We start from the raw sequence: 21,240 nt of genomic DNA, 5'->3' as shown, positions 1-21,240 counted from the left end.
CCCAGCAACCTCGCGCGAGGTAGCTGGGCCGCCGTCAGGTAGTAATCAATGCGTTTTAGGCCTTCGGGGAGTCCTCGTTCTTGGACTTCGTGGCCGACTCGGCCTTGTCCTTGTCTGCATCCTCGTCCACTTCCTCGATCTGGAGTTCCGAGGTTTCGAGGCCGAAGATCTCGCCGTCGTACTCGTCGACCGCGGTGGCCACCGAAGTCTCGAGCACGTGTGCGGCCAGCTGCTCCTGGATGATGAGCGGATCCTTCGACAGGTCCTTCCAGACAGCCACGCACAGCAGCAGCATGACGATGACGAACGGCAGGGCGGAGACGATCGTGATGTTCTTCAGTCCGTCGAGCGCCTCGGCAGGATCGGAACCGCCCGCCAAGAGCATCACCGCAGCCACGGCACCGGTCGCGGTGCCCCAGAAGATGACGAGGCCCTTGCCCGGTTCCTGCACGCCGTTGGCCGACAGGGTGCCCATGACGATCGACGCGGAATCCGCGCCGGTGACGAAGAAGATCGCGATGAGGATGACCGTGACGATCATGAGGATGATCGCAATGAGGTTCGGCAGCGGCAGAGCGCCGAGGAGGTCGAACAGGATCGTATCCATGTTGATGTCCGGTTCGCCGTCGACGACCTTCGCCAGCGCCTTGACCGTTCCCTCGCCGCGCTCGGCGCGCTCCTGGATGCCGATGGCGCCGCCGCCGAAGATCGCGAACCAGATGGTCGAGACGACGGAGGGGACGATGAGCACACCAGTGACGAACTGACGGACGGTGCGACCGCGCGAGATGCGTGCGATGAACAGGCCGACGAAGGGCGACCATGACACCCACCAAGCCCAGTAGAAGACCGTCCACGACGACAGCCACTCATTGACACCCTGACCGTCGGCGGCGGTGCGCGAAGCCAGCTGCGGCAGATCCTGGATGAACGAACCCACCGAGGAGGGGATGACGTTGAGGATGAACAGCGTCGGTCCGCCGATGAAGACGATGAGGGCGACGATGACCGCGAGCACCATGTTGATGTTCGACAGCCACTGGATGCCCTTCTCCACACCCGAGACCGCCGAGGCGACGAAGGCGGCGGTGAGGATCGCGATGATGATGACGAGGACCGGTGAGGAGACATCGGACATGATGCCTGCGGACTCGATGCCGCCGCCGATCTGGATGGCGCCCAAGCCCAGCGAGCAGGCCGAGCCGAACAGAGTCGCGAGGATCGCAAGGATGTTGATGACCTTGCCGCCGATTCCGTTGACGGCGCGTTCGCCGAACAGCGGGGTGAACATCGACGAGAACAGCTGCGAGCGTCCCAGACGGAACGAACCGTAGGCCACGCCGAGTCCGACGATGGCGTACATCGCCCACGGGTAGAGCGTCCAGTGGAACAGAGTCGTTCCCATGGACGTGCCCATCGCCTGGGGGGTGGACCCGTCGACCGTGTTCGGGGGAGGGGACATGTAGAAGAACAGAGGCTCGCCGACCGCGGAGAACACGAGTCCGATGCCCATGCCCGTGGCAAACATCATCGCAATCCACGAGGAGGTCTTGAACTGCGGCTTCTCATCGTCCTTGCCCAGAGGGATCCGACCGAACTTGCTGACGGCGATGACGATGACGAAGATCGTGAAGATCGTGGCGGCGATGACGAAGAGCCACCCGAAGTTGTCCATCACTCCGGTCAGCAGAGTACCCGCCACCGAACCGAGGGACTCGGGGGAGACGAATCCCCAGACGACGAACGCGACGGCGAGGATGCCGGCCGCGAAGAAGACCACCTTGTCCAGACCCTCACGTTTGAAAGGCCGGAGCGCGGTCGTCGGATGCTTCAGGTGCTCGATGAGCTCCTGAGTCTTTGTATGTTCACTGCTCATAGTGATCGGGCCGATCGGGGCGGGTCCTCGGTGGAGCAGTTGAGAACGAGCTGCCGCCTCGGCGTTCCTTCCTTGACTGGACTGCATCGGACAAGTGGCCGAAGGGACCCGAGCCGAGTGCACCCGAACGCCTCTCACACATGATCATGGCAGAACATGAGCGAAGATAGTCGGAAAACCTCTTCTCGAACCACCATCGGTCGCCATTCGCTGTGCTTCACCGCCGCACGGCCGCGGTGAATAGCGAGGGACCCTGCCGCGCACGACAGGGCCCCTTCCAGCTCCCCCGGCTGGGCTCGAACCAGCGACCCTTCGATTAACAGTCGAATGCTCTGCCAACTGAGCTACGGAGGAAAACGGCGCAGTCGCCTACGCACGAGGAGAAACTCTACCAAAAGATTCGGGATCTCGCCGCCGCCTGCAGATATGCTGGTGCCCAATATGCATCTCAAAAGCCTGACACTGCGGGGATTCAAGTCCTTCGCCTCGGCGACGACCCTCCGATTCGAGCCGGGAATCACCTGCGTCGTCGGACCCAACGGCTCGGGCAAGTCCAACGTCGTCGACGCCCTGTCCTGGGTGATGGGCGAGCAGGGTGCGAAGAATCTGCGCGGCGGAAAGATGGACGACGTCATCTTCGCCGGAACCTCGAAACGTCAGGCTCTGGGCCGCGCCGAGGTGACCCTGACCATCGACAACACCGACGGAGCCATCCCCGTCGACTACACCGAAGTGACCATCTCGCGGACCCTGTTCCGCACCGGCGGATCCGAATACGCCGTCAACGGAGCGCCGGCGAGGCTGCTCGACATCCAAGAGCTGCTCAACGACTCCGGCCTGGGCAAGGAGATGCACGTCATCGTCGGTCAGGGCCGCCTCGACGCGATCCTCCATGCCGACCCGCTGGAGAGGCGCAGCTTCATCGAAGAGGCCGCCGGGGTGCTCAAGCACCGACGCCGTAAGGACAAAGCGGTCCGCAAACTCACCGGACTGCAGACGAACCTCGACCGGCTCACCGATCTGCGCACCGAACTCAACCGGCAGTTAGGGCCCTTGGGACGGCAGGCCGAAGCCGCAGCGAAGGCCGCGACCGTGCAGGCGACGCTGCGTGACGCCACCGCCAGACTGCTCGCCGACGATGCTGTGCGGATGCAGTCTTCCCTGGCCTCGACGAGCGAGGGCGAAGACCACAGCGACCGCATCGCCGAACTCGACCATCGACGCACTCGCACCGAGGCGCGCCTGGCGGAGATCGAAGCTCGGCTGTCCGAGCTCGACAGCGAACTCGAAGTCCAGCGCACCGCCGAATCGCGGACGCAGACGCAGGTCGTGCGTGCTCAGGGCTTAAGCCAACGTGCCGCGGACAAGCGTTCCCACCTGCTCTCGGAGGTTACGAGCCTGGGACAGAGGGAAGCGAAGTCACCCGAAGAGCTGCGCGAACAGGCCGAACGGTTCCGCGGTGAGCTGGGCGACGCCGAGGCGGCCGTGACCGAGAAGACGACCGCACTCGAGGCCAGCCAGCAGCGGAAAGAAGAGCTCACCCAGGCTCTGCGCACCGCCGAAGACGAGGTCAGGGCCGCACAGATCGCCATCACCGAAGCGGTGAAGAACCGGTCGGCGCTGCAGTCGAAGCAGACGCAGGCGGCCGAGCGGATCACCGACCTCAAGTCCCGGATCGAAGCCAACCGCGCAGAGATCGACACCGTCACCGCCCGCATCGCCGAACGTGAGAGGGAACTCGAAGCGGCCGAGACCGGTGTCGAGGACGTCGAAGCCGGTGAGACCGAACTCGACTCCGCCTACGAGGCGGCGCAGGAGAGCCTCGAGAAGCTGGAGACCGAACGCACTGAGCTGCAGGAACAGCGGGCGAAGGTCGCGTCCGAATTGTCCTCGGCGAGGGCCCGTGCGGAAGCCCTGGCCTTGGGCACCGCCCTGGAGGCCGACCTCGAAGACATCGTCAACGCGAACTTGCCGGGAGTGCACACGGCCGTGACCGAACGGCTGAGCGTCGACCACGGATTCGAGATGGCCGCGGCAGCGGCCCTGTCGACGACGGTCTCCGGTGTCATCGTCGATGACAGCGCAGCGGCGCTGGCAGTGCTCGACCACCTCGGCGAGGACACGAACGTGTCACTGACGATCCCCGCCGGAGTCGAACCAGCAGCAGGGAAGGGCGGTGGGACCACCCTTGACGCACTGCCGACCCTGCCCGCGCTGCCTGCGGTGGAAGGCCTGCGATGGCTCTCCGACGTCGTCGACAGCGAAGTCCCCGAACTGCGTGCTCTGCTGGCCCGGGCGCTGAATGGTGTCGTCTGCGTCCCCGATGCGCGCACCGGCATCGAACTGACCGAGGCCCGGCCTGAACTCACCGCCGTCACCGTCCACGGTGAAGTGCTCACCGCGACCCGCATCAGCCGGGCCCGGACCGCCTCGGGCACACGCCTGGCCTCGCAGACCGCGCTCGAGGACACCCATTCCCTCATCTCCGACCTCGAAGCTCGGGCGGGCAAGCTCGACGCCTCCTTGACCGAACTCGAACCGCGCCTGACCGCAGCACGTGAGGAATCAGCCGCAGCCCTCGACGCTCTTCACTCCTCGGATGCGAAGATCATGGCCGCGGCCGAGGAGGTCTCGCGCATCACCGGTGATATCGGTGTGGCCCGCACTCGCCTGCAGCGCGCGCAGGAGAACGCGACCGAACTCGAATCCCGCCTGGCAGCCGCCGAGCGCGACTCTCAGTCGGCCGCGGCAGCCCTGGCCGGAGCTGCCGAGGTCGACGAGGTCGTCGATACCGCCGCGCGGGACGAACTCAGCGTACAGGTCGCCCAATCCTCGGAAGACCTCGTCGAAGCCCGCATCAGCCACCGGTCGGCTGCCGACCGGGCGCGGTTCCTCAGTGACCGGGTGGACTCCCTCCTGCGGGCTGCGAAGGCCGAAAAAGCGGCGCGGGAGCAGACGCAGCGGACGATCGCGAAGAAGAAGCGCGCGGCCGCCTCGGTGCAGCTCATCGCCGAAACCGCGGCCGAAGCCGCGGAGCTGGCCACCTCCACGGTGACCGAGCTCGGTGAGGCGATCCAGGTTCTCGTCGACGAACGCGGCGGTCTGCGCGAAGAGAAGGCCCGCCTCGGCGAGGAATTGGGATCGACGCGAACCCAGCTGCAGAAGCTCAAGGACGCCGCGGCCGAAGCCGAACTCGCGAAAGAACGTTTCCGCCTGAGGCTCGAGGAGATCGCGCACCGATCGGAGGAGGAGACGGGGCTGGGAATCGACCGCCTCATCGACGAATTCGGGCCGCATCTGCCCGTTCCGTCGTTCGAGGAGGACGTCGAGGACCGGCCGTATGTGCGCGCCGAAGTGGAGAAGCGGCAGAAGCAGGCGGCGTCGCAGCTCAAGCGCATCGGCACGGTCAATCCGCTCGCGCTCGAGGAGTATGAGGCGCTGAAGGAACGGCATCAGTTCCTCGAGAAGCAGATCGCGGACATCGAATCCTCGCGCAAGGACCTCATGCAGCTCGTCGAGGAGGTCGACCGGCACGTCGAACGCGTCTTCGCCGAAGCCTATGCGGATACGGCGCGGGAGTTCGAAGACATCTTCTCCCGCCTCTTCCCCGGAGGTGAGGGCGCACTGAGCCTGACCGATCCGAACGATATGCTCACCACCGGTGTCGACGTGCACGCCCGCCCGGCCGGCAAGAAGGTCAAACGTCTGTCTCTGCTCTCCGGCGGGGAGCGGTCGCTGGTGGCCGTGGCCATGCTGGTCGCGATCTTCAAGGCTCGGCCGAGCCCGTTCTACGTCATGGACGAGGTCGAAGCGGCACTCGACGATCTCAACCTCTCGCGTCTGCTCACGGTGTTCAAGGAGCTGCAGGATTCCTCGCAGCTCATCGTCATCACCCACCAGAAGCGGACGATGGAGATCGCGGATGCCCTCTACGGAGTGACGATGCACGGTGATGGGGTGTCGAAAGTCATATCGCAGCGGATTCCGTGAACCGCAGCCCACGATCTGCCCGGCGCGCCCGAGGTGACAGGCCCGCCGCTGGGGCACAAGGTCGTTTGACGGTGATGCCCAGGACAGTCCCAGGGAATTTTGCAACTGCCGTACGGCGGGCGAGCACAATTGTCGTGGCCGAGGACTATAGACTTGGGCCGAGACACAGGTATTCGAAGAACGTGAGGAGCGAGACGTCCATGGCCGAGGCTGCTGTACTGCGAGGTGGCTCGAGGGCATGAATTCGGTACTTGTCGTCATCGTCGGACTCGCGATCTCCTTCGCTCTGGCACTCGTCGTCGTCCTCCTCGTGGCTCTGCCCGGCCTGCGCGCTGAAGGGCGCCTGCGATACTCCTCCGACGTGCAGCGATTCCGCCTGCCGCCCGAGTGGACCGGCTACGACGACGAAGTCCACGAATTCTTCGGCCACGATGACGGCACCTCGCACCTGGCGACCAGGGAACAGGCGGCGGTGACCGCGATCCGCGATCACTCCTATGTGCTGCGCCCCCAGCCCAGGCGCCATGCGGCCCCCTCGCTCATCACGGTGCGCCCGCGCACCCGCCACTGGAAGATCCCCGAGTCGGGAACCGGGTGGAAGACCACCGCCGGGCTGCTCTTCGGCAGCCGGGGGTCCTGACCTGAGACCCATGCGGCCTCGAGTGGTCGGGGCCGCGGACAACGGAGATCGCGCCGTCTGATTCCGGCGCGCTCACCGACACACAGACACCACCGGAAGAGTCCGGGAACTCGAGTGCCGACGGCCCGAACGGCGGCACTCAAAGGAGGACGGAAGAACCATGGATCAGCCGATCATCTTGCTCATCGTCGCGGCGATCGTGTTCGCAATCGTCGTCGGCGTGGGCATCTCCCTGCGCGTCAACGCCCGCAAGAAAGGCCTCGACGACAAGCGCGGCATCGATGCGGAGGTCACCGGTGAGCTGAGCATCGATGACGTCGCCGAGGCGGTCGAGAAGGACAAGGCCGAAGCACGCGGTTCCGAGGTTCCCACCGAACCGGCCAGCCGCCTCGTCCGCCTGCGCGAACGCCTGGCGAAGTCGAATTCGGGGCTCGGACGCGGACTGCTCAACCTCCTCTCCCGTGACAACCTCGACGAGTCCGCCTGGGAGGAGATCGAGGATACGCTCATCCTCGCCGACGTCGGCGTCGAACCGACGACCGAGCTCGTCGACCGCCTGCGCGAACGCGTCAAGGTGCTCGGCACCCGGGATCCCGAAGAGGTCCGCGGACTGCTGCGCGAAGAGCTCATCACACTCGTCGATCCGACGATGGACCGCTCGCTCGCCGATACCGGCAAGGGCGATGACCCCTCCGTCATCCTCGTCGTCGGAGTCAACGGTGCCGGGAAGACGACGACGGTGGGCAAGATCGCCCGCGTGCTCGTCGCCGAGGACAAGACCGTGCTGCTCGGTGCCGCGGACACCTTCCGTGCCGCCGCTGCCGAACAGCTGGCCACCTGGGGTGAACGCGTCGGCGTCGAAACCGTCCGGAAGGAAGAGGGCGCCGACCCTGCCTCGGTGGCCTATTCGGCCGTCGAACAGGGCCAGGCCGATGGCACCGATGTCGTCCTCATCGACACCGCCGGACGTCTGCAGAACAAGCGCGGACTCATGGATGAGCTCGGCAAGGTCAAGCGAGTGGCCACCCGCCCGCTGGGGGAGGGCCACGAGATCGACGAAGTGCTCCTCGTCCTCGATGCGACCACCGGACAGAACGGCATGCAGCAGGCGAAGGTCTTCGCCGAGGCGGTCGACATCACCGGAATCGTGCTCACCAAGCTCGACGGGACCGCGAAGGGCGGAATCGTCGTCGCCGTGCAGCGGGAACTCGGAGTGCCGGTCAAGCTCATCGGGCTCGGCGAAGGTGCGGACGACCTCGCTCCATTCACCGCCGAAGGGTTCGTCGACGCGCTTCTCGACTGATTCCGCACACTGATTCTGCCGGGTCTCACCCTTGTCTCTGCTGGGTGGGGCCCGGCTCGTCATATGCACGAAACATGACCGAAGCATCACTGTGACATGCGTCATGCAGACTGTGTCTGCCCGGTTCGTTTCGGAACCGGCCGAGACACGAAAGAGACGAAAGAGACGACATGGAACTCGATGCAGTGAATGTATGGATGATGGTCGCCGCGGGGTTGGTGCTGCTCATGACCCCCGGGGTGGCGTTCTTCTACGGAGGAATGACGCGGATCACCTCGGCGATCAATATGATGATGATGGTCTTCTCCGCGATGGCCGTCGGTGGACTCGTCTGGGTCCTCTTCGGCTACGGACTGAGCTCCGGTGACTCGATCGCAGGAATCGTCGGCAACCCGCTGTCCGAACTCGGACTCACCGGCTCGGTCGCGAACGACCCGGCCTCGCTGATCTCCATCGGCTACGGTTCGACGTTCGCGATGATCGCGATCGCCCTCATCGCCGGCGCGGTCGCCGACCGGGCGAAGTTCTCCACCTGGCTGGTCTTCTCCGCCGCGTGGGTGACCCTCGTGTACTGCCCCCTGGCGTTCATGGTCTGGGGAGACGGACTGCTCAGCGAATCCGGCGCGATCGGCAGTCTGTTCGGGCCGGCCATCGACTTCGCCGGAGGCACGGTCGTCCACATCAATGCCGGCATCTCCGCCCTGGTGCTCGTCGTCGTCATGGGTCGTCGCGCCCGCTTCTCGACCCCGCACAAGCCGCACAACATCCCGATCACCGTGCTCGGGGCTGCGCTGCTGTGGTTCGGCTGGTTCGGGTTCAACGGCGGTGCCGCCACCACCATCGAACAGGGCGGACTCATCTGGATCAACACGCTGGCAGCACCTGCCGCTGGCATGATCACCTGGATCATGATCGAACGCCTGCGCGCCTCGCGACCGAGCAGCATCGGCAGCGTCTCGGGAGCTATCGCCGGCCTCGTCGCGATCACCCCGGCGTGTGCGAACGTCGATCCCTATGCGGCCATCCTCATCGGAATCGCGGCAGGCGCCGGTGCGATCTTCGCCGTCGAAGCGAAGAACCGTCTGCGCTATGACGATGCGCTCGATGTCGTGGCCGTCCACCTCGTCGCCGGAATCATCGGCACCGTGATGATCGGGTTCTTCGCCTTCCCGAACGAAGACGGACCGGCCGGCCTCTTCTACGGAGGCGGACTCGAACTCCTCGTTGCACAGGTGCTCGCCTGTCTCGTGGCCATCGTCTTCGCCGGTCTCGTCACGCTCGCGATCTCGCTGGTCCTGCGCTCGACGATGGGGCTGCGGATCGACCCGCGGGAGGAACTCGAGGGAATCGACACCTTCGAACACGCCGAGCAGGCCTACTCGTTCCGGTGACCCCAACAGACGCCCGTCCAGGCGGCCGGTGGGTCTCGCCGGCCGCGTGAACGGGGGAGAGTGCGACGTCGTGCTCATTGATCGCCTCGGCAGGGTGGAAGCAGACCACCCCGCCGAGGCGATCGGCCGTTCCGCTTGCAGGTGAAGCATTTGTGCCGCCTCGGCGTTCGGCAATTGACGAATACTGGAAGGCCAGCGCCACCTCGGCGAGGGTTCACGGGGCATTGTCAGCACTCTTGGTTTCAGCCCGGCACGGGTGAGTTGCTAGTCTAGAGAGTCGACCAAACCATCGTGAAGAAGGCTTGTACGTGTTTAACTCTCTGTCCGACAGGCTCACCGCGACTTTCAAGAATCTGCGCGGGAAGGGCCGGCTGTCCGAAGCCGACGTCGATGCCACCATTCGTGAGATCAGACGTGCCCTGCTCGACGCCGACGTCGCCCTGCCTGTCGTGCGTGCCTTCACCGGCCGGATCCGGGAACGCGCCCTGTCCGAGGAGGTCTCGGGCGCACTCAATCCCGGCCAGCAGGTCGTCAAGATCGTCAATGACGAACTCGTCGGCATCCTCGGCGGTCAGACCCGTCGCCTCAACTTCGCCAAGCGTCCGCCGACGGTCATCATGCTCGCCGGCCTCCAGGGTGCCGGTAAGACCACCCTGGCCGGAAAGCTCGCCCACTGGCTGAAGTCCGAGGGCCACCGGCCGATGCTCGTCGCGGCCGACCTGCAGCGTCCCAACGCCGTCAACCAGCTCCAGATCGTCGGCGAACGTGCCGGCGCCGTGGTCTACGCTCCGGAGCCGGGCAACGGTGTGGGCGATCCGATCCAGGTCGCCACCGATTCGATCGAAGTCGCGAAGTCCAAACTCCACGACGTCGTCATCGTTGATACGGCCGGCCGCCTCGGCATCGACGAGGAGCTCATGCAGCAGGCCGCGGACATCCGCACCGCGGTCAAGCCCGACGAAGTCCTCTTCGTCATCGACGCGATGATCGGTCAGGACGCGGTGAAGACCGCCGAGGCGTTCCTTGCGGGCGTCGACTTCACCGGAGTCGTGCTCTCGAAGCTCGACGGTGACTCCCGCGGCGGTGCCGCGCTGTCCGTCGCCGAGGTGACCGGAAAGCCGATCATGTTCGCCTCGACTGGCGAATCGATGAAGGACTTCGAACAGTTCCATCCGGACCGGATGGCCGATCGGATCCTCGACATGGGCGACATCATGACGCTCATCGAGCAGGCCGAGAAGAACTTCGACGAAAAAGAGACCGAGAAGCTCAAGAAGAAGGTCGAATCCGGCGAGGACTTCGACCTCAACGACTTCCTCACGCAGATGGCGGGCCTGAAGAAGATGGGCTCGATGAAGAAGATGCTGGGCATGATGCCCGGCATGAGCCAGTATAAGGAGCAGCTGGCGAACTTCGACGAGCGTGAGGTCGACCGGGTCGAAGCGATTGTGAGATCGATGACACCCCAGGAGCGCTCCAACCCGAAGATCCTCAACGGCTCCCGTCGCGCCCGCATCGCCAAGGGTGCCGGCACCACGGTCACCGCGGTCAACCAGCTCATGGAGCGCTTCACTCAGGCGCAGAAGATGATGCGGTCGATGACCCGCGGTGGGGGTGGCATGCCCGGAATGCCCGGTGGCGGCGGGATGCCGCAGATGCCCGGAATGGGCGGAATGCCTGGTGCGGCGGGTGGAAAGAAGAAGAAACCCGCAGGGAAGAAGAAGGGCCGCAAGGGCGGTCAGTCGGGCAACCCGGCCAAGCGTGCGCAGGAAGCGCAGGCGCTGGCCGACAAGAAGGCGGGCAAGACCCAGGATCCGGTCGGTTCGGCCTTCGGCGGAGTCGATCTGGGCAAGGACGAGGAATTCGATCCGGCGAACCTGCCCAAGGGCTTCGGCGGAATCTTCCCAGGTGGCAAGAAGTAGCGCCTTCTGGCACAATTGACTCTTGTACTTTTGCTCTCGGTCCGGGCCCTCTCATCCGCGCCGAAGTGATAGTCCGAGCCGCGGCTTCCAGCAGATCAACCCCACGATTCTTCTGGTACAGCTGTGCACACAGAACACAAAAGGAGACACCACTAAAGTGGCAGTCAAAATTCGTCTGACCCGCATGGGCAAGATCCGTGCACCCTTCTACCGCGTCGTCGTCGCTGATTCGAAGACCCGTCGTGACGGTAAGGCCATCGAGCAGATCGGCATCTACCACCCGACCCGCGAGCCTTCGGTCATCGAGATCGATTCCGAGCGCGCTCAGTACTGGCTCTCCGTCGGTGCTCAGCCGAGCGACCAGGTCAAGGCACTGCTCAAGCTCACCGGTGACTGGCAGAAGTTCAAGGGCGAGGGTGAAGCGGTCAACACCGTGAAGCCGCAGCCGGAGAAGGAAGCCTACGTGGCCCCCAACGCCGAATCGGTGATCAAGGAAGCCATCACGCAGAAGGGCGGCAAGTCCGCTGAGGCTGCCGAGGAAGCAGCCGAAGCCGCACCTGAGGCTGCTGAAGAAAGCGCTGAAGCCTGAGATGTTGCCTGATTCGCTCGAACATCTGGTCCGCGGAATCGTCGATCATCCCGACGACGTCTCCGTTCGTTCGCGTTCTTCGCAGCGCGGCACGACCCTCGAGGTCCGGGTTCACCCCGAAGACCTCGGTCGGGTCATCGGCCGTGCAGGCAGGACCGCCAAGGCCCTGCGCACCGTGATGAACTCGCTGGCCGGCCGTGAGTCGGTGCGAGTGGACCTCATCGAGGCGTAATTCCAACATGCGAGAGGGGATGCGGCGCATATGCGCCGCATCCCCTCTCGTGCATTCACTTACCAGTCGCCGACTACACTGGTGCCAGAACACGGCGGTCCGCCGGCTGAGCGCAAGCGCAGTCATCCGGAGGCATGAACGGCCGGACAGACAGAGACAGCAGACTTCGAGGAGCAGTATGGACACGGTGATCGCCCGGCTGGGCAAGCCGCACGGAATCAAGGGCGAATTCACCGTCGAGGTGCGCACCGACCGACCCGAGGAACGGCTCAACCCCGGAGCGACCTTTGCCACCGATCCCGACATCGGACCGCTGACACTGAAGTCGGCGAGGTGGCACCGCGACCGTCTGCTCCTGGCCTTCGACGAGGTCCCCGATCGCAATCGCGCCGAGGAGATCCGCAACACCCTCATCCTCGCCGAGGCGGACGAAGAGGAAGACGAATCCGACGCCTGGTACCTCGATGACCTCATCGGACTCAAGGTGTATGAGAACGACGCCCTCGTCGGCGAAATCGTCGACGTCACCAACGGCATCGCCCAGGATCTGCTCCACATGAAGCACACCGCCGGTCACGTCGTCCTCATCCCCTTCGTCACCGAGATCGTGCCCGACGTCGACATCGACTCCGGCCGCATCAGCGTCACCCCGCCCGCCGGCCTCTTCGACGCTGAATGAGCGAACCGTCCCCGATGACCGACAACGACACCCCCACCGAGGCGGCCGGCCCGCAGATGTCGATCGACGTCGTCTCGATCTTCCCCGAATACCTCGCCGGACTGCAGCTCTCGCTCATCGGCAAAGCCGTCGACCGCGGGCACCTGCGCCTGGATGTCCACGACCTGCGCGACTTCACCTTCGACCGGCACAACACCGTCGATGACTCGCCCTACGGCGGGGGAGCGGGAATGGTCATGAAGGCCGAACCCTGGGCCCTGGCCCTCGAGCACATCCTCACGGGACGGGGAAGCGCCGAGGATGGTGACAGCCCTGATCGCGGCCTGGTTGACGGTGCCGCGGCTGGACCCAGACCGACGCTCATCGTGCCCAGCCCCGCCGGGCAGGTGTTCGACCAGCGCATCGCCGAAGACCTCGCCGGTCGCGACCACCTCGTCTTCGCCTGCGGACGCTACGAGGGTATCGACCAACGCGTCATCGACTGGGCGGGAGAGCACTTTGACCTGTTGCCCATGAGCATCGGCGACTACGTCCTCAACGGTGGTGAAGTCGCCTCGATGGTGATGATCGAAGCCGTCAGCCGCCTCATCCCCGGTGTCATCGGCAATCCCGAGTCGCTGACCGAGGAGAGCCACGAAGACGGACTGCTCGAATACCCCATCTACACGAAGCCGTCGACCTGGCGCGGACGCGAAGTTCCCGAGATCCTGCTCAGCGGCAACCACGCCGCGATCGCACGCTGGCGACGTGACCGACGTCTCGAACGCACCGCCGAGGTCAGACCGGATCTGCTCGAGAAGCTCAATGACCTGAACAAGGACGATCTGGCGGCGCTCGAGCGGTTTGAGTCTGAGCGCTCAACCGTGACAGAATAGAGCGTCGCGTTTGTTGGCACTCACCTGCTTCAGGGGGATGAGTGCCCACGGTGGCCCGTCGCTTCGATCGGCGGGTCGAAGGGGAGAGATCCCGACAGACGATCCAGCTACCGGTTCACCGGTCCGATATGCGTGTCCTCGACCTGAAGCAGAGGCCACAGGAGAAACCACAATGCAGAAGCTCGATGTTGTAGATGCAGCCTCGCTGAAGTCTGACGTTCCCGAATTCCGTCCGGGCGACACCCTCAACGTTCACGTCAAGGTGATCGAAGGTTCGCGCTCGCGTATCCAGGTCTTCAAGGGAATCGTCATCCGTCGCCAGGGCGACGGCATCCGCGAGACCTTCACCGTTCGTAAGATCAGCTTCGGCGTCGGTGTGGAGCGTACCTTCCCGGTGCACTCGCCCAACGTCGACAAGATCGAGGTCCTCACCCGCGGTGCCGTGCGCCGTGCGAAGCTGTACTACCTGCGCGAACTGCGCGGCAAGGCTGCTCGCATCCGCGAAAAGGCCTGATTTGCCCGGCGCTGTGGGAGATGATCACACGGTGCCGAACAGACATGAAGACGCGACCTTCGGGTCGCGTCTTCTGTCTTCGGCACGGTTCTGGAAGACGATCGCGGCGATCGTCGTCATCATCGTCGTCCTCGGCGGATCGATCCGCGGATTCGTCATCCAGCGCTTCACCATTCCGAGCGCCTCGATGGAGCCGACCCTGAAAGTCGACGACTCGATCACAGTGTGGCGACCGGACGCCCTGCGCGGAGAACTCCAACGCGGAGACATCGTCGTCTTCGACGGCCGCGGATCGTTCGTCGACGATGCGCTGCCCACTCCGCTGCAGAAGATCGGATCCTGGGTCGGACTCGGCCCCCGTGACGTCTACTACGTCAAACGCGTCATCGCCGTCGGCGGTGACACCTTGGAGTGCTGCGACGCGAAGGGGCGTCTGCTCCTCAACGGCAAACCTTTGAACGAAGACTACGCGCCCACCCCCGCCTCGGCGGTGGAGTTCTCCATCGAAGTCCCCGAGGGCACGATGTGGGTGATGGGCGACAACCGCAATGACTCCGCCGATTCGCGGTCGCTGTTGGGACGGCCCGGTGGGGGATACATCCCCACCGACCGGGTCATCGGCCCGGTCATCGGACACGGTTCCTCGATCGACTGAGCGCCCGCCTCGGCGAGGGCGATCGTCCTCGACTGAGTGTCTGTGAGGAGTTCTGAGCGTTCGCACGGAACTGCATTGCGGCTGAGTGTTCGGCGACAGCTGTGCTGATACGCTCGGTTCAGTCCACAGCCGCAGTCCTGGTCCGATGTGAAAGCGAACGAATGACAAGCGAATCCGAAGCTTCCCCGCCATCCGCCTCGAAACGGTTTGCGCGCGGGCTGCTGGAGACCCTGGCGATCATCGTCGTCGCCCTGCTCATCTCGACGGCGCTGAAGACGTGGGTCGTCCGCGCTTTCTACATTCCGTCCGAGTCCATGATGACCACCCTCCAGGTCGATGACCGGGTGCTCGTCAACCAGATGGCGCACCGCTTCGGACCCGCTGATCGCGGCGACATCATCGTCTTCGACGACCCGGATCATTGGCTCTCGGCCGCCGAGACCGCCGAGTACACACCGAACCCGATCCTCGAATTCATCGGCCTGGCGCCCTCGGATTCGGGAAATCAGCTGATCAAACGCGTCATCGGCGTCGGCGGTGACACGATCAAGTGCTGCGACGCCGAAGGCCGCCTGATGGTCAACGGCGAACCGATCGACGAGACCTACCTCGATGAGGGCACCGCACCCTCGGACGTCGAATTCGAAGTCACCGTGCCCGAAGGCCACTACTGGGTGATGGGCGACAACCGCAGCAACTCGGCCGACTCGCGGTATCATACGGACACGGACCCCTACGTTTCCGAAGATGACGTGGTCGGCACCGTGTTCCTCATCAACTGGCCGTTCAAGCACTTCAGCTGGGTCTCGACCCCCGATGAGGTCTTCGCGGACGTTCCGGACACCCCAGCAGGAGTCACCGGGAACTGATGGCTGCACGTGGACTGACCGACCTCAGCGTCGAACGAGGACTTCTCAGCGAGGGATTCGACTTCGTCATCGGTGTCGACGAGGTGGGCCGCGGGGCGCTGGCCGGACCCGTCAGCGTCGGTGTTGCCCTCTTCGACCTGCGCGCTCTCATTGCCGCCGAGGTGCCCGCCGGCATCCATGATTCAAAGCAGCTGAGCGCGCAGTCGAGGCAGGAGGCCACTGATCGCGTGCGATCGTGGGCGACCGCCGCGGCAGTGGGGTCGACGACCCCCGCCGAACTCGACGAGGTGGGGATGACGATGGCGCTCAACCTCGCCGGACGTCGCGCCATGCTCTCGATGTTCGGCGAATGGGTGGGCGCAGGGTCCGCCGCCGGGTCCACCGGGAACGCTCTGGCCGGTTCTGACGGCTCCGGCGGTTCCGAGGGGAGCGGGGAAGCCGCCTCGGCGAGGGGATTTACGGAGCGGACGATAGTCCTCCTCGACGGTCGCCACGATTGGCTCTCGGCCCCACTCACCCTCGACACCCTGGGGATATTCGGTGACTGTGCCGACCTCGAACTGCCGCCGGTGCGCACGTGGTCAAAGGCGACGGCTCCGTTCCGGCGATCGCGGCAGCGAGCATCGTGGCGAAAGTGGCACGCGACGAGACGATGATCGCGCTGGCCGAAGCCCACCCGCACTATGGTTGGGAATCAAACGTCGGATACGGGACGGTGAAGCACCGGCAGGGCATCACCGAACTCGGACCCAGTATCCACCACCGGAGAAGCTTCCGCCTGAGCGTGGACACAGGAGCGAAGGAGGGCCTGTCATGAGTGCCGATGATCTTGACGACTACGAAGCACAACTCGAGCTTGCGCTGTACAAGGAATACCGGGACGTCGTCGGGCTCTTCGCCTATGTCGTCGAGACCGAACGCCGGTTCTACCTGGCCAACCACGTCGACCTCAAGGCTCACAACGACGCCGGCGACGTGTACTTCGAACTCACCCTGCGCGACGCCTGGGTCTGGGACAGCTACCGGTCGTCACGGTTCATCAAGACCGTGCACGTGCTGACGTTCAAGGACGTCAACATCGAGGAGATCGCGAAGTCCGATCTCGAACCGCCGACGGCCATCCGCGGCTGAGGCACTCCTGCGCCGATCGCTGTGGACGTAGCCGTGACTTGACCGTCAGCAGCCTGTGGATGAGCAACGCTCTTCCACAGGCCGTTTTTCTGTTCTTCCCCTGATTGCTGTCACCGTGTTCATCTGACCGACATGGGACGGATACGAACACCCGGTCGAACACAGACGCCTGGTCGGAGCCGCACGGGGAAGAACACGAGGACCGCCAAAGGCCTGCGCAAACAGGCGCTCGGCAGCAGGGGAGAGGACCTCGCCGCGGAGTTCCTCGAAGACGCCGGTCTGGTCGTTCTCGAACGCAACTTCCGGTGCGCTCGAGGTGAGCTCGACATCATCGCCCGCGACGGTGACACCGCGGTATTCGTCGAGGTCAAGACGCGGCGCACCGCAATGCTGGGATCACCGTTGGAGGCCGTGACCCGCACAAAGCTTGCCCGGATCCGCATACTCGCAGGGATCTGGCTGAGCGGTCAGGACGAATACTTTCCCTCAACGCGCATCGATGCGCTTGGGATCATCATGGAACCGCGCGTTCAGTACTTCCACTGCCCGAACATCCAGGTCGACTCATGAGTGAGGAGACACCGGGTCGGGAGGATCCCCCGGTCGATCTGCCGGAGCCGATCGAGCCAGCCGAGGCCGACGATGGCGAACCCGCATCCTCGGCGCGTATCATCGGGCGGGCCTCCGCCGTGGCACTGTGGGGACTGACCGGGAAGATCGTGTCGATCGAAGCCAGCGTCAGCGCCGGACTGCCCGGAATCGACATCGTCGGATTGCCGGATGCGTCGGTGAGCGAATCACGCAAGCGACTGCGAGCAGCCCTTGCCTACCTCGGGAACCCCGTCGCCACAGAACACCTGACGATCAACCTCACCCCTGGAACAGTGCCGAAGATCGGCACTGGATTCGACCTCGGCATTGCCGTCGCCGTGCTCAGAGCACTGTCGCTGATCACCGATGACGACACCGGTGCCGTCATCCACTGCGGTGAGATCGGACTCGACGGCAGAATCCGTCCCGTCACCGGAGTGCTTCCGTCCCTGCACACGGCGCTGCAGGCCGGCTTCGACCATTTCGTCGTCCCCATCGGCAATGCCGACGAGGCCCGGCTCATCGGCCGAGCACGAATTCTCCCGGTTGCCTCTTTGGCCGAAGTGGTCAATGCCTACGGAGGATCGATGGCCGTACCCGCACTGCCCGCAGTCCTCGACATGGATCGTCCCGTCCCGGTCAATCCGGAACTCCACGATCTCTCCGAAGTCCAAGGACAGGCCGAGGGGCGATTCGGTCTCGAAGTCGCTGCCGCGGGCGGGCATAACCTGCTCATGCGCGGCACGCCGGGAGCCGGTAAGACCCTGCTGGCCCAGTGCCTGCCCGGAATTCTGCCGCCGCTCGACGATGAGGAAGCCGTCGAAGTCGCCACCGTCCGCTCCCTGCGCGGAGAACTCGACGGCAGCGACGGACTCGATCACCGGCCCCCGTTCGAGGCGCCCCATCACCGCAGCACCGCCTCGGCGCTCATCGGCGGACGCAGACCCGGAACGGTAGGAGTACTGAGCCGCGCCCACCGCGGGGTTCTGTTCATGGATGAAGCTCCCGAATTCTCCCGCGACGTCCTCGAAGCACTGCGACAGCCGATGGAATCCCGTCGCGTCCACATCCACCGGGCCTGGGGTTCGATGGTGCTTCCGGCGTCCTTCCAGCTCATCATGGCCGCGAACCCGTGCCCCTGCGGGGTTGGGATGGCTGGAGCCGGCGCGGACTGCCGGTGTACGCCCTTGGACAAACGCCGCTATCGCAATCGGCTGTCCGGGCCACTCCTCGACCGAGTCGACCTGCAGCTCGAACTGTTCCCCGTCTCTCCCGCCGACATCCGGCTCGGCGAGGATCAGGAGTCGAGCACCATGGTGGCCGCTCGCGTGCTCGAAGCGCGGAATCGGCAGGCGGAACGCTTCGCCGACTGCGACTGGAGACTCAATGCCGAAGCGCCCGGAACCTGGCTGCGCGAGCACTTCGCCCTCACACCGGTCGACCTGGCCGATCTTGATCGGGCGCTCGACACCGGCCGGATCACCATGCGCGGCTATGACAGGGTGCTGCGCGTTGCGACGACGCTGGCGGATCTGGCTGGGAAGCCCGGACCCGACCCGGACACGATGAGAATGGCGCTCGCCCTGAGGACACAGGAGTCATGACCGTGAACACACACGAAGACGTCCGCGGGGCCATCGCCTCGCTCCTGCGCATCGGCGAACCCGGCGACGGTCTGCTCAAACGGCTCGTCGACGGGATCGGTCCGGTTGCCGCCCACACGATCATCGTGGCCGTCGGCCGTGGCGAGACCACAGCTCACGAAGCCGTGCAGGGCCTCGCCGCCACGGGCACCGAGGCGGCCGAACATGGGCAGATGTCGGAGGCCATCGACCGGTGGGCAGTGAGAGCTGGGGACGCCGAGACGAGAGGGAATGATCTGGACATGGTCGCGAGGGTCGGCGGTCGTCTGGTCATTCCCGAAGACGAGGAGTGGCCCGGAATGCTCGATGACCTTGGTCCCGCAGCGCCGTTGGGGCTGTGGGTGCGGGGAGTCGCCTCGCTCAGCACCGTGCTGAGTCGCGCCGTCGCCGTCGTTGGTGCCAGGGCGGCCAGCAACTACGGAACCAAATGCGCCTCCGACCTTGCCTGGGATCTTGCCGCTCGAGGAATCACCGTCGTGTCCGGTGGTGCGTTCGGAATCGATGCGGCCGCTCACCGTGCCGCCATTGCGCGCGAAGCACCGACGGTGGCATTCATGGCTGGGGGAGTCGACCGTTTCTACCCGGCGGCGAATGCCGAACTGTTCGACCAGATACTCGCCACCGGTGCCATCGTGTCCGAGACGGCTCCGGGAATGACGCCGATGCGCCACCGGTTTCTGCTGCGCAACAGACTCATCGCCGCCTCCTCGCAGGTGAGTGTCATCGTCGAAGCCGGTTGGCGCAGCGGGGCCCTCAACACCGCCCGGCATGCCCTTGAACTCTCCCGGCAGGTCGCGGCCTTCCCCGGATCCGTGTATTCGGCGTCCTCGACCGGGGCACACAAATTGGTCCGAGAACACGAAGCGGAACTCGTCACCTGCAGCGACGATGTCAGCGCGCTCATGGACGATGACTCTCCGGCCCTCTTCTCAGCGACCGCAGACGGTGCTGCTTCGGAGAACGGAGACCATCCGTCGAAAGCTGACCCCCGTGAAGCGCTCGACGAGAGGGAGAAGATCTGCCTGAATGCGCTGACCGTGTCGAAGCCGCTCGACGTCGGGACCATCGCCTCCCGGGCGGGGCTGACGATCGCCGATGCGCTCAACTCCCTGAGTGCACTCGACCTGGCTGGTTTGGCCGAGCGCCGCGACACAGGGTGGGTGAAGCTGCACAAGTCTCGAGGCTGAACCGGATCGTCCGCGTATCCTGGGGACGTGAGCACATCAACGACCGTCGCCGAGGTGGTGGCCGGCTATTCCGACCACCTGCGGTCTCGTGATGTCTCCGAGCACACCGCTCGTGCCTATATCGCCGACGTCTCCGATTTTCTCGATCACGCCGTGCACTCGACGAAGCTCCGCCGCGGGACCGCGGGAGGAGCGACAACGCGTGCGTCGGAACAGGCTCCGAATGATAGCGGTCAGCGCTCGCCGGACGGCGTTGGAGCCTCTCAGCGGGCCCCAGGTACACGTATTGATCTGGCCAACATCGAACTCGATGATCTGCGGTCGTGGCTCATCGCCCTCGATGATGCCGGTGCCGCGAAATCGACGGTGGCCCGCAAGATCGCTGCCGTGCGCTCCTTCTTCGCCTTTTGCGTGAGCAATCTGGACCTGCAGAACAACCCTGCCGCACGCCTGCGGACACCGAAGAAGGACTCCCGTCTGCCCACAGTGCTCAAACCGAAGCAGGCGGCCGACCTCATCTCCGCTGCCGAGAGATCCCGCGATGCTCAACGCGACACCGGGCAATCACGGTCGGATGGTTTCGCCCGCAGCGGCACAGAGACAGACGACGCCTCGGCCGAGGGGAAGCCTGATCCGCTCTCAGCGGCCAAACGCATTCGCGATTCCGCGATCCTCGAAATGCTCTACGCCACCGCCGTGCGCGTCTCGGAGCTGACCGGACTCGACCGCAGCGATATCGATCACCGGGCATCGATGATCACTGTGCTCGGCAAGGGCAACAAGGAACGTCGCGTTCCGTTCGGAACCCCGGCACGCCGGGCCCTCGACGACTGGCTCGCCACCCGCGAACTGTTCGTCGGTCCCCACAGCGGCGACGCACTGTTCCTCGGCGTCCGTGGGCGACGCATCGGTGCGCGGCAGGTGCGCGAACTCGTTCATCGGTACGGCTCTGACGACCCCAGCGCCCCGGACATCGGACCACACGGGCTGCGACACTCGGCGGCCACTCATATGCTCGACCGCGGAGCCGACCTCAGGCAGATTCAGGAGCTGCTCGGCCACTCCACCATGAGCAGCACTCAGATCTACACGCACGTATCCATGCAGCGGCTGCAGGACACCTACCGTCGAGCACACCCCCGAGCCTAAGACT

Annotated in this window: 20 protein-coding genes and 1 tRNA gene; 19 read left to right on the top strand and 2 right to left on the bottom strand. The window is 64.9% G+C overall.

Going from position 1 to position 21,240, the window contains the following annotated elements; translation table 11 throughout:
- Positions 1-55: 55 nt before the first annotated feature.
- Positions 56-1,876 carry a BCCT family transporter gene (locus tag AC2W7L_RS15665; RefSeq protein ID WP_486005179.1) on the bottom strand — a complete coding sequence of 607 codons (1,821 nt, stop codon included), beginning with the start codon at positions 1,874-1,876 and terminating at the stop codon, positions 56-58.
- A gap of 281 nt (positions 1,877-2,157) precedes the next feature.
- Positions 2,158-2,230, bottom strand: a tRNA-Asn gene (locus AC2W7L_RS15660).
- A gap of 87 nt (positions 2,231-2,317) precedes the next feature.
- Here AC2W7L_RS15660 and smc point away from each other — a divergent pair.
- The 19 genes from smc to AC2W7L_RS15565 all read left to right on the top strand — a co-directional run bounded on the left by smc (position 2,318) and on the right by AC2W7L_RS15565 (position 21,236).
- Positions 2,318-5,866, top strand: coding sequence for a chromosome segregation protein SMC (gene smc, locus AC2W7L_RS15655; protein ID WP_486005178.1), 3,549 nt, complete (start codon positions 2,318-2,320; stop codon positions 5,864-5,866).
- Positions 5,867-6,104: 238 nt separating this feature from the next.
- Entirely contained in the window at positions 6,105-6,506 is a 402-nt protein-coding gene (locus AC2W7L_RS15650; protein ID WP_025777325.1) for a hypothetical protein, read from the top strand.
- 160 nt (positions 6,507-6,666) lie between these two features.
- Positions 6,667-7,809 carry a signal recognition particle-docking protein FtsY gene (ftsY, locus tag AC2W7L_RS15645; RefSeq protein ID WP_167197486.1) on the top strand — a complete coding sequence of 381 codons (1,143 nt, stop codon included), beginning with the start codon at positions 6,667-6,669 and terminating at the stop codon, positions 7,807-7,809.
- A gap of 170 nt (positions 7,810-7,979) precedes the next feature.
- On the top strand, positions 7,980-9,200 hold the full coding sequence (locus AC2W7L_RS15640; RefSeq protein WP_025777323.1) for an ammonium transporter: 1,221 nt from the start codon (positions 7,980-7,982) through the stop codon (positions 9,198-9,200).
- A gap of 308 nt (positions 9,201-9,508) precedes the next feature.
- Positions 9,509-11,122 carry a signal recognition particle protein gene (ffh, locus tag AC2W7L_RS15635; RefSeq protein ID WP_486005177.1) on the top strand — a complete coding sequence of 538 codons (1,614 nt, stop codon included), beginning with the start codon at positions 9,509-9,511 and terminating at the stop codon, positions 11,120-11,122.
- 157 nt (positions 11,123-11,279) lie between these two features.
- The gene (gene rpsP, locus AC2W7L_RS15630) at positions 11,280-11,711 is read left to right on the top strand and encodes a 30S ribosomal protein S16 (protein ID WP_486005176.1); all 432 of its coding nucleotides are present in this window, start codon (positions 11,280-11,282) and stop codon (positions 11,709-11,711) included.
- A gap of 1 nt (position 11,712) precedes the next feature.
- Positions 11,713-11,943: an RNA-binding protein gene (locus AC2W7L_RS15625; RefSeq protein WP_039210974.1), complete on the top strand. Its 231-nt coding sequence runs from the start codon at positions 11,713-11,715 to the stop codon at positions 11,941-11,943.
- 178 nt (positions 11,944-12,121) lie between these two features.
- Positions 12,122-12,622 (top strand): ribosome maturation factor RimM, encoded by a 501-nt coding sequence (gene rimM, locus AC2W7L_RS15620; protein WP_486005175.1) that lies wholly within the window; start codon positions 12,122-12,124, stop codon positions 12,620-12,622.
- 56 nt (positions 12,623-12,678) lie between these two features.
- A complete protein-coding gene (trmD, locus tag AC2W7L_RS15615; protein ID WP_167200938.1) occupies positions 12,679-13,497 on the top strand; it encodes a tRNA (guanosine(37)-N1)-methyltransferase TrmD in 819 nt (272 codons plus the stop codon).
- 172 nt (positions 13,498-13,669) lie between these two features.
- The gene (gene rplS / locus AC2W7L_RS15610) at positions 13,670-14,011 is read left to right on the top strand and encodes a 50S ribosomal protein L19 (RefSeq protein WP_486005174.1); all 342 of its coding nucleotides are present in this window, start codon (positions 13,670-13,672) and stop codon (positions 14,009-14,011) included.
- 31 nt (positions 14,012-14,042) lie between these two features.
- Entirely contained in the window at positions 14,043-14,666 is a 624-nt protein-coding gene (gene lepB, locus AC2W7L_RS15605) for a signal peptidase I (RefSeq protein ID WP_486005173.1), read from the top strand.
- A gap of 161 nt (positions 14,667-14,827) precedes the next feature.
- Positions 14,828-15,535, top strand: coding sequence for a signal peptidase I (lepB, locus tag AC2W7L_RS15600; RefSeq protein WP_486005172.1), 708 nt, complete (start codon positions 14,828-14,830; stop codon positions 15,533-15,535).
- Complete coding sequence (locus AC2W7L_RS15595) at positions 15,535-16,191, top strand: ribonuclease HII (protein ID WP_486005171.1); 657 nt, start codon at positions 15,535-15,537, stop codon at positions 16,189-16,191. The genes lepB (AC2W7L_RS15600) and AC2W7L_RS15595 overlap by 1 nt, the downstream gene beginning before the upstream one ends.
- Positions 16,170-16,352 (top strand): hypothetical protein, encoded by a 183-nt coding sequence (locus AC2W7L_RS15590; RefSeq protein ID WP_486005170.1) that lies wholly within the window; start codon positions 16,170-16,172, stop codon positions 16,350-16,352. Before AC2W7L_RS15595 ends, AC2W7L_RS15590 begins: the two co-directional genes overlap by 22 nt.
- Positions 16,349-16,666 (top strand): DUF2469 domain-containing protein, encoded by a 318-nt coding sequence (locus AC2W7L_RS15585; protein ID WP_135810242.1) that lies wholly within the window; start codon positions 16,349-16,351, stop codon positions 16,664-16,666. Before AC2W7L_RS15590 ends, AC2W7L_RS15585 begins: the two co-directional genes overlap by 4 nt.
- A gap of 132 nt (positions 16,667-16,798) precedes the next feature.
- Positions 16,799-17,236 (top strand): YraN family protein, encoded by a 438-nt coding sequence (locus tag AC2W7L_RS15580; protein ID WP_486005169.1) that lies wholly within the window; start codon positions 16,799-16,801, stop codon positions 17,234-17,236.
- The gene (locus AC2W7L_RS15575; RefSeq protein WP_486005168.1) at positions 17,233-18,861 is read left to right on the top strand and encodes a YifB family Mg chelatase-like AAA ATPase; all 1,629 of its coding nucleotides are present in this window, start codon (positions 17,233-17,235) and stop codon (positions 18,859-18,861) included. Before AC2W7L_RS15580 ends, AC2W7L_RS15575 begins: the two co-directional genes overlap by 4 nt.
- Positions 18,858-20,087: a DNA-processing protein DprA gene (gene dprA, locus AC2W7L_RS15570; protein WP_486005167.1), complete on the top strand. Its 1,230-nt coding sequence runs from the start codon at positions 18,858-18,860 to the stop codon at positions 20,085-20,087. The genes AC2W7L_RS15575 and dprA overlap by 4 nt, the downstream gene beginning before the upstream one ends.
- Positions 20,088-20,114: 27 nt before the next feature.
- On the top strand, positions 20,115-21,236 hold the full coding sequence (locus AC2W7L_RS15565; protein WP_486005166.1) for a tyrosine recombinase XerC: 1,122 nt from the start codon (positions 20,115-20,117) through the stop codon (positions 21,234-21,236).
- Positions 21,237-21,240 lie beyond the last annotated feature (4 nt).

This window comes from Brevibacterium sp. LAARM3_SD1, assembly GCF_057364765.1.
This window is presented reverse-complemented; position numbering and strand designations above follow the sequence as displayed.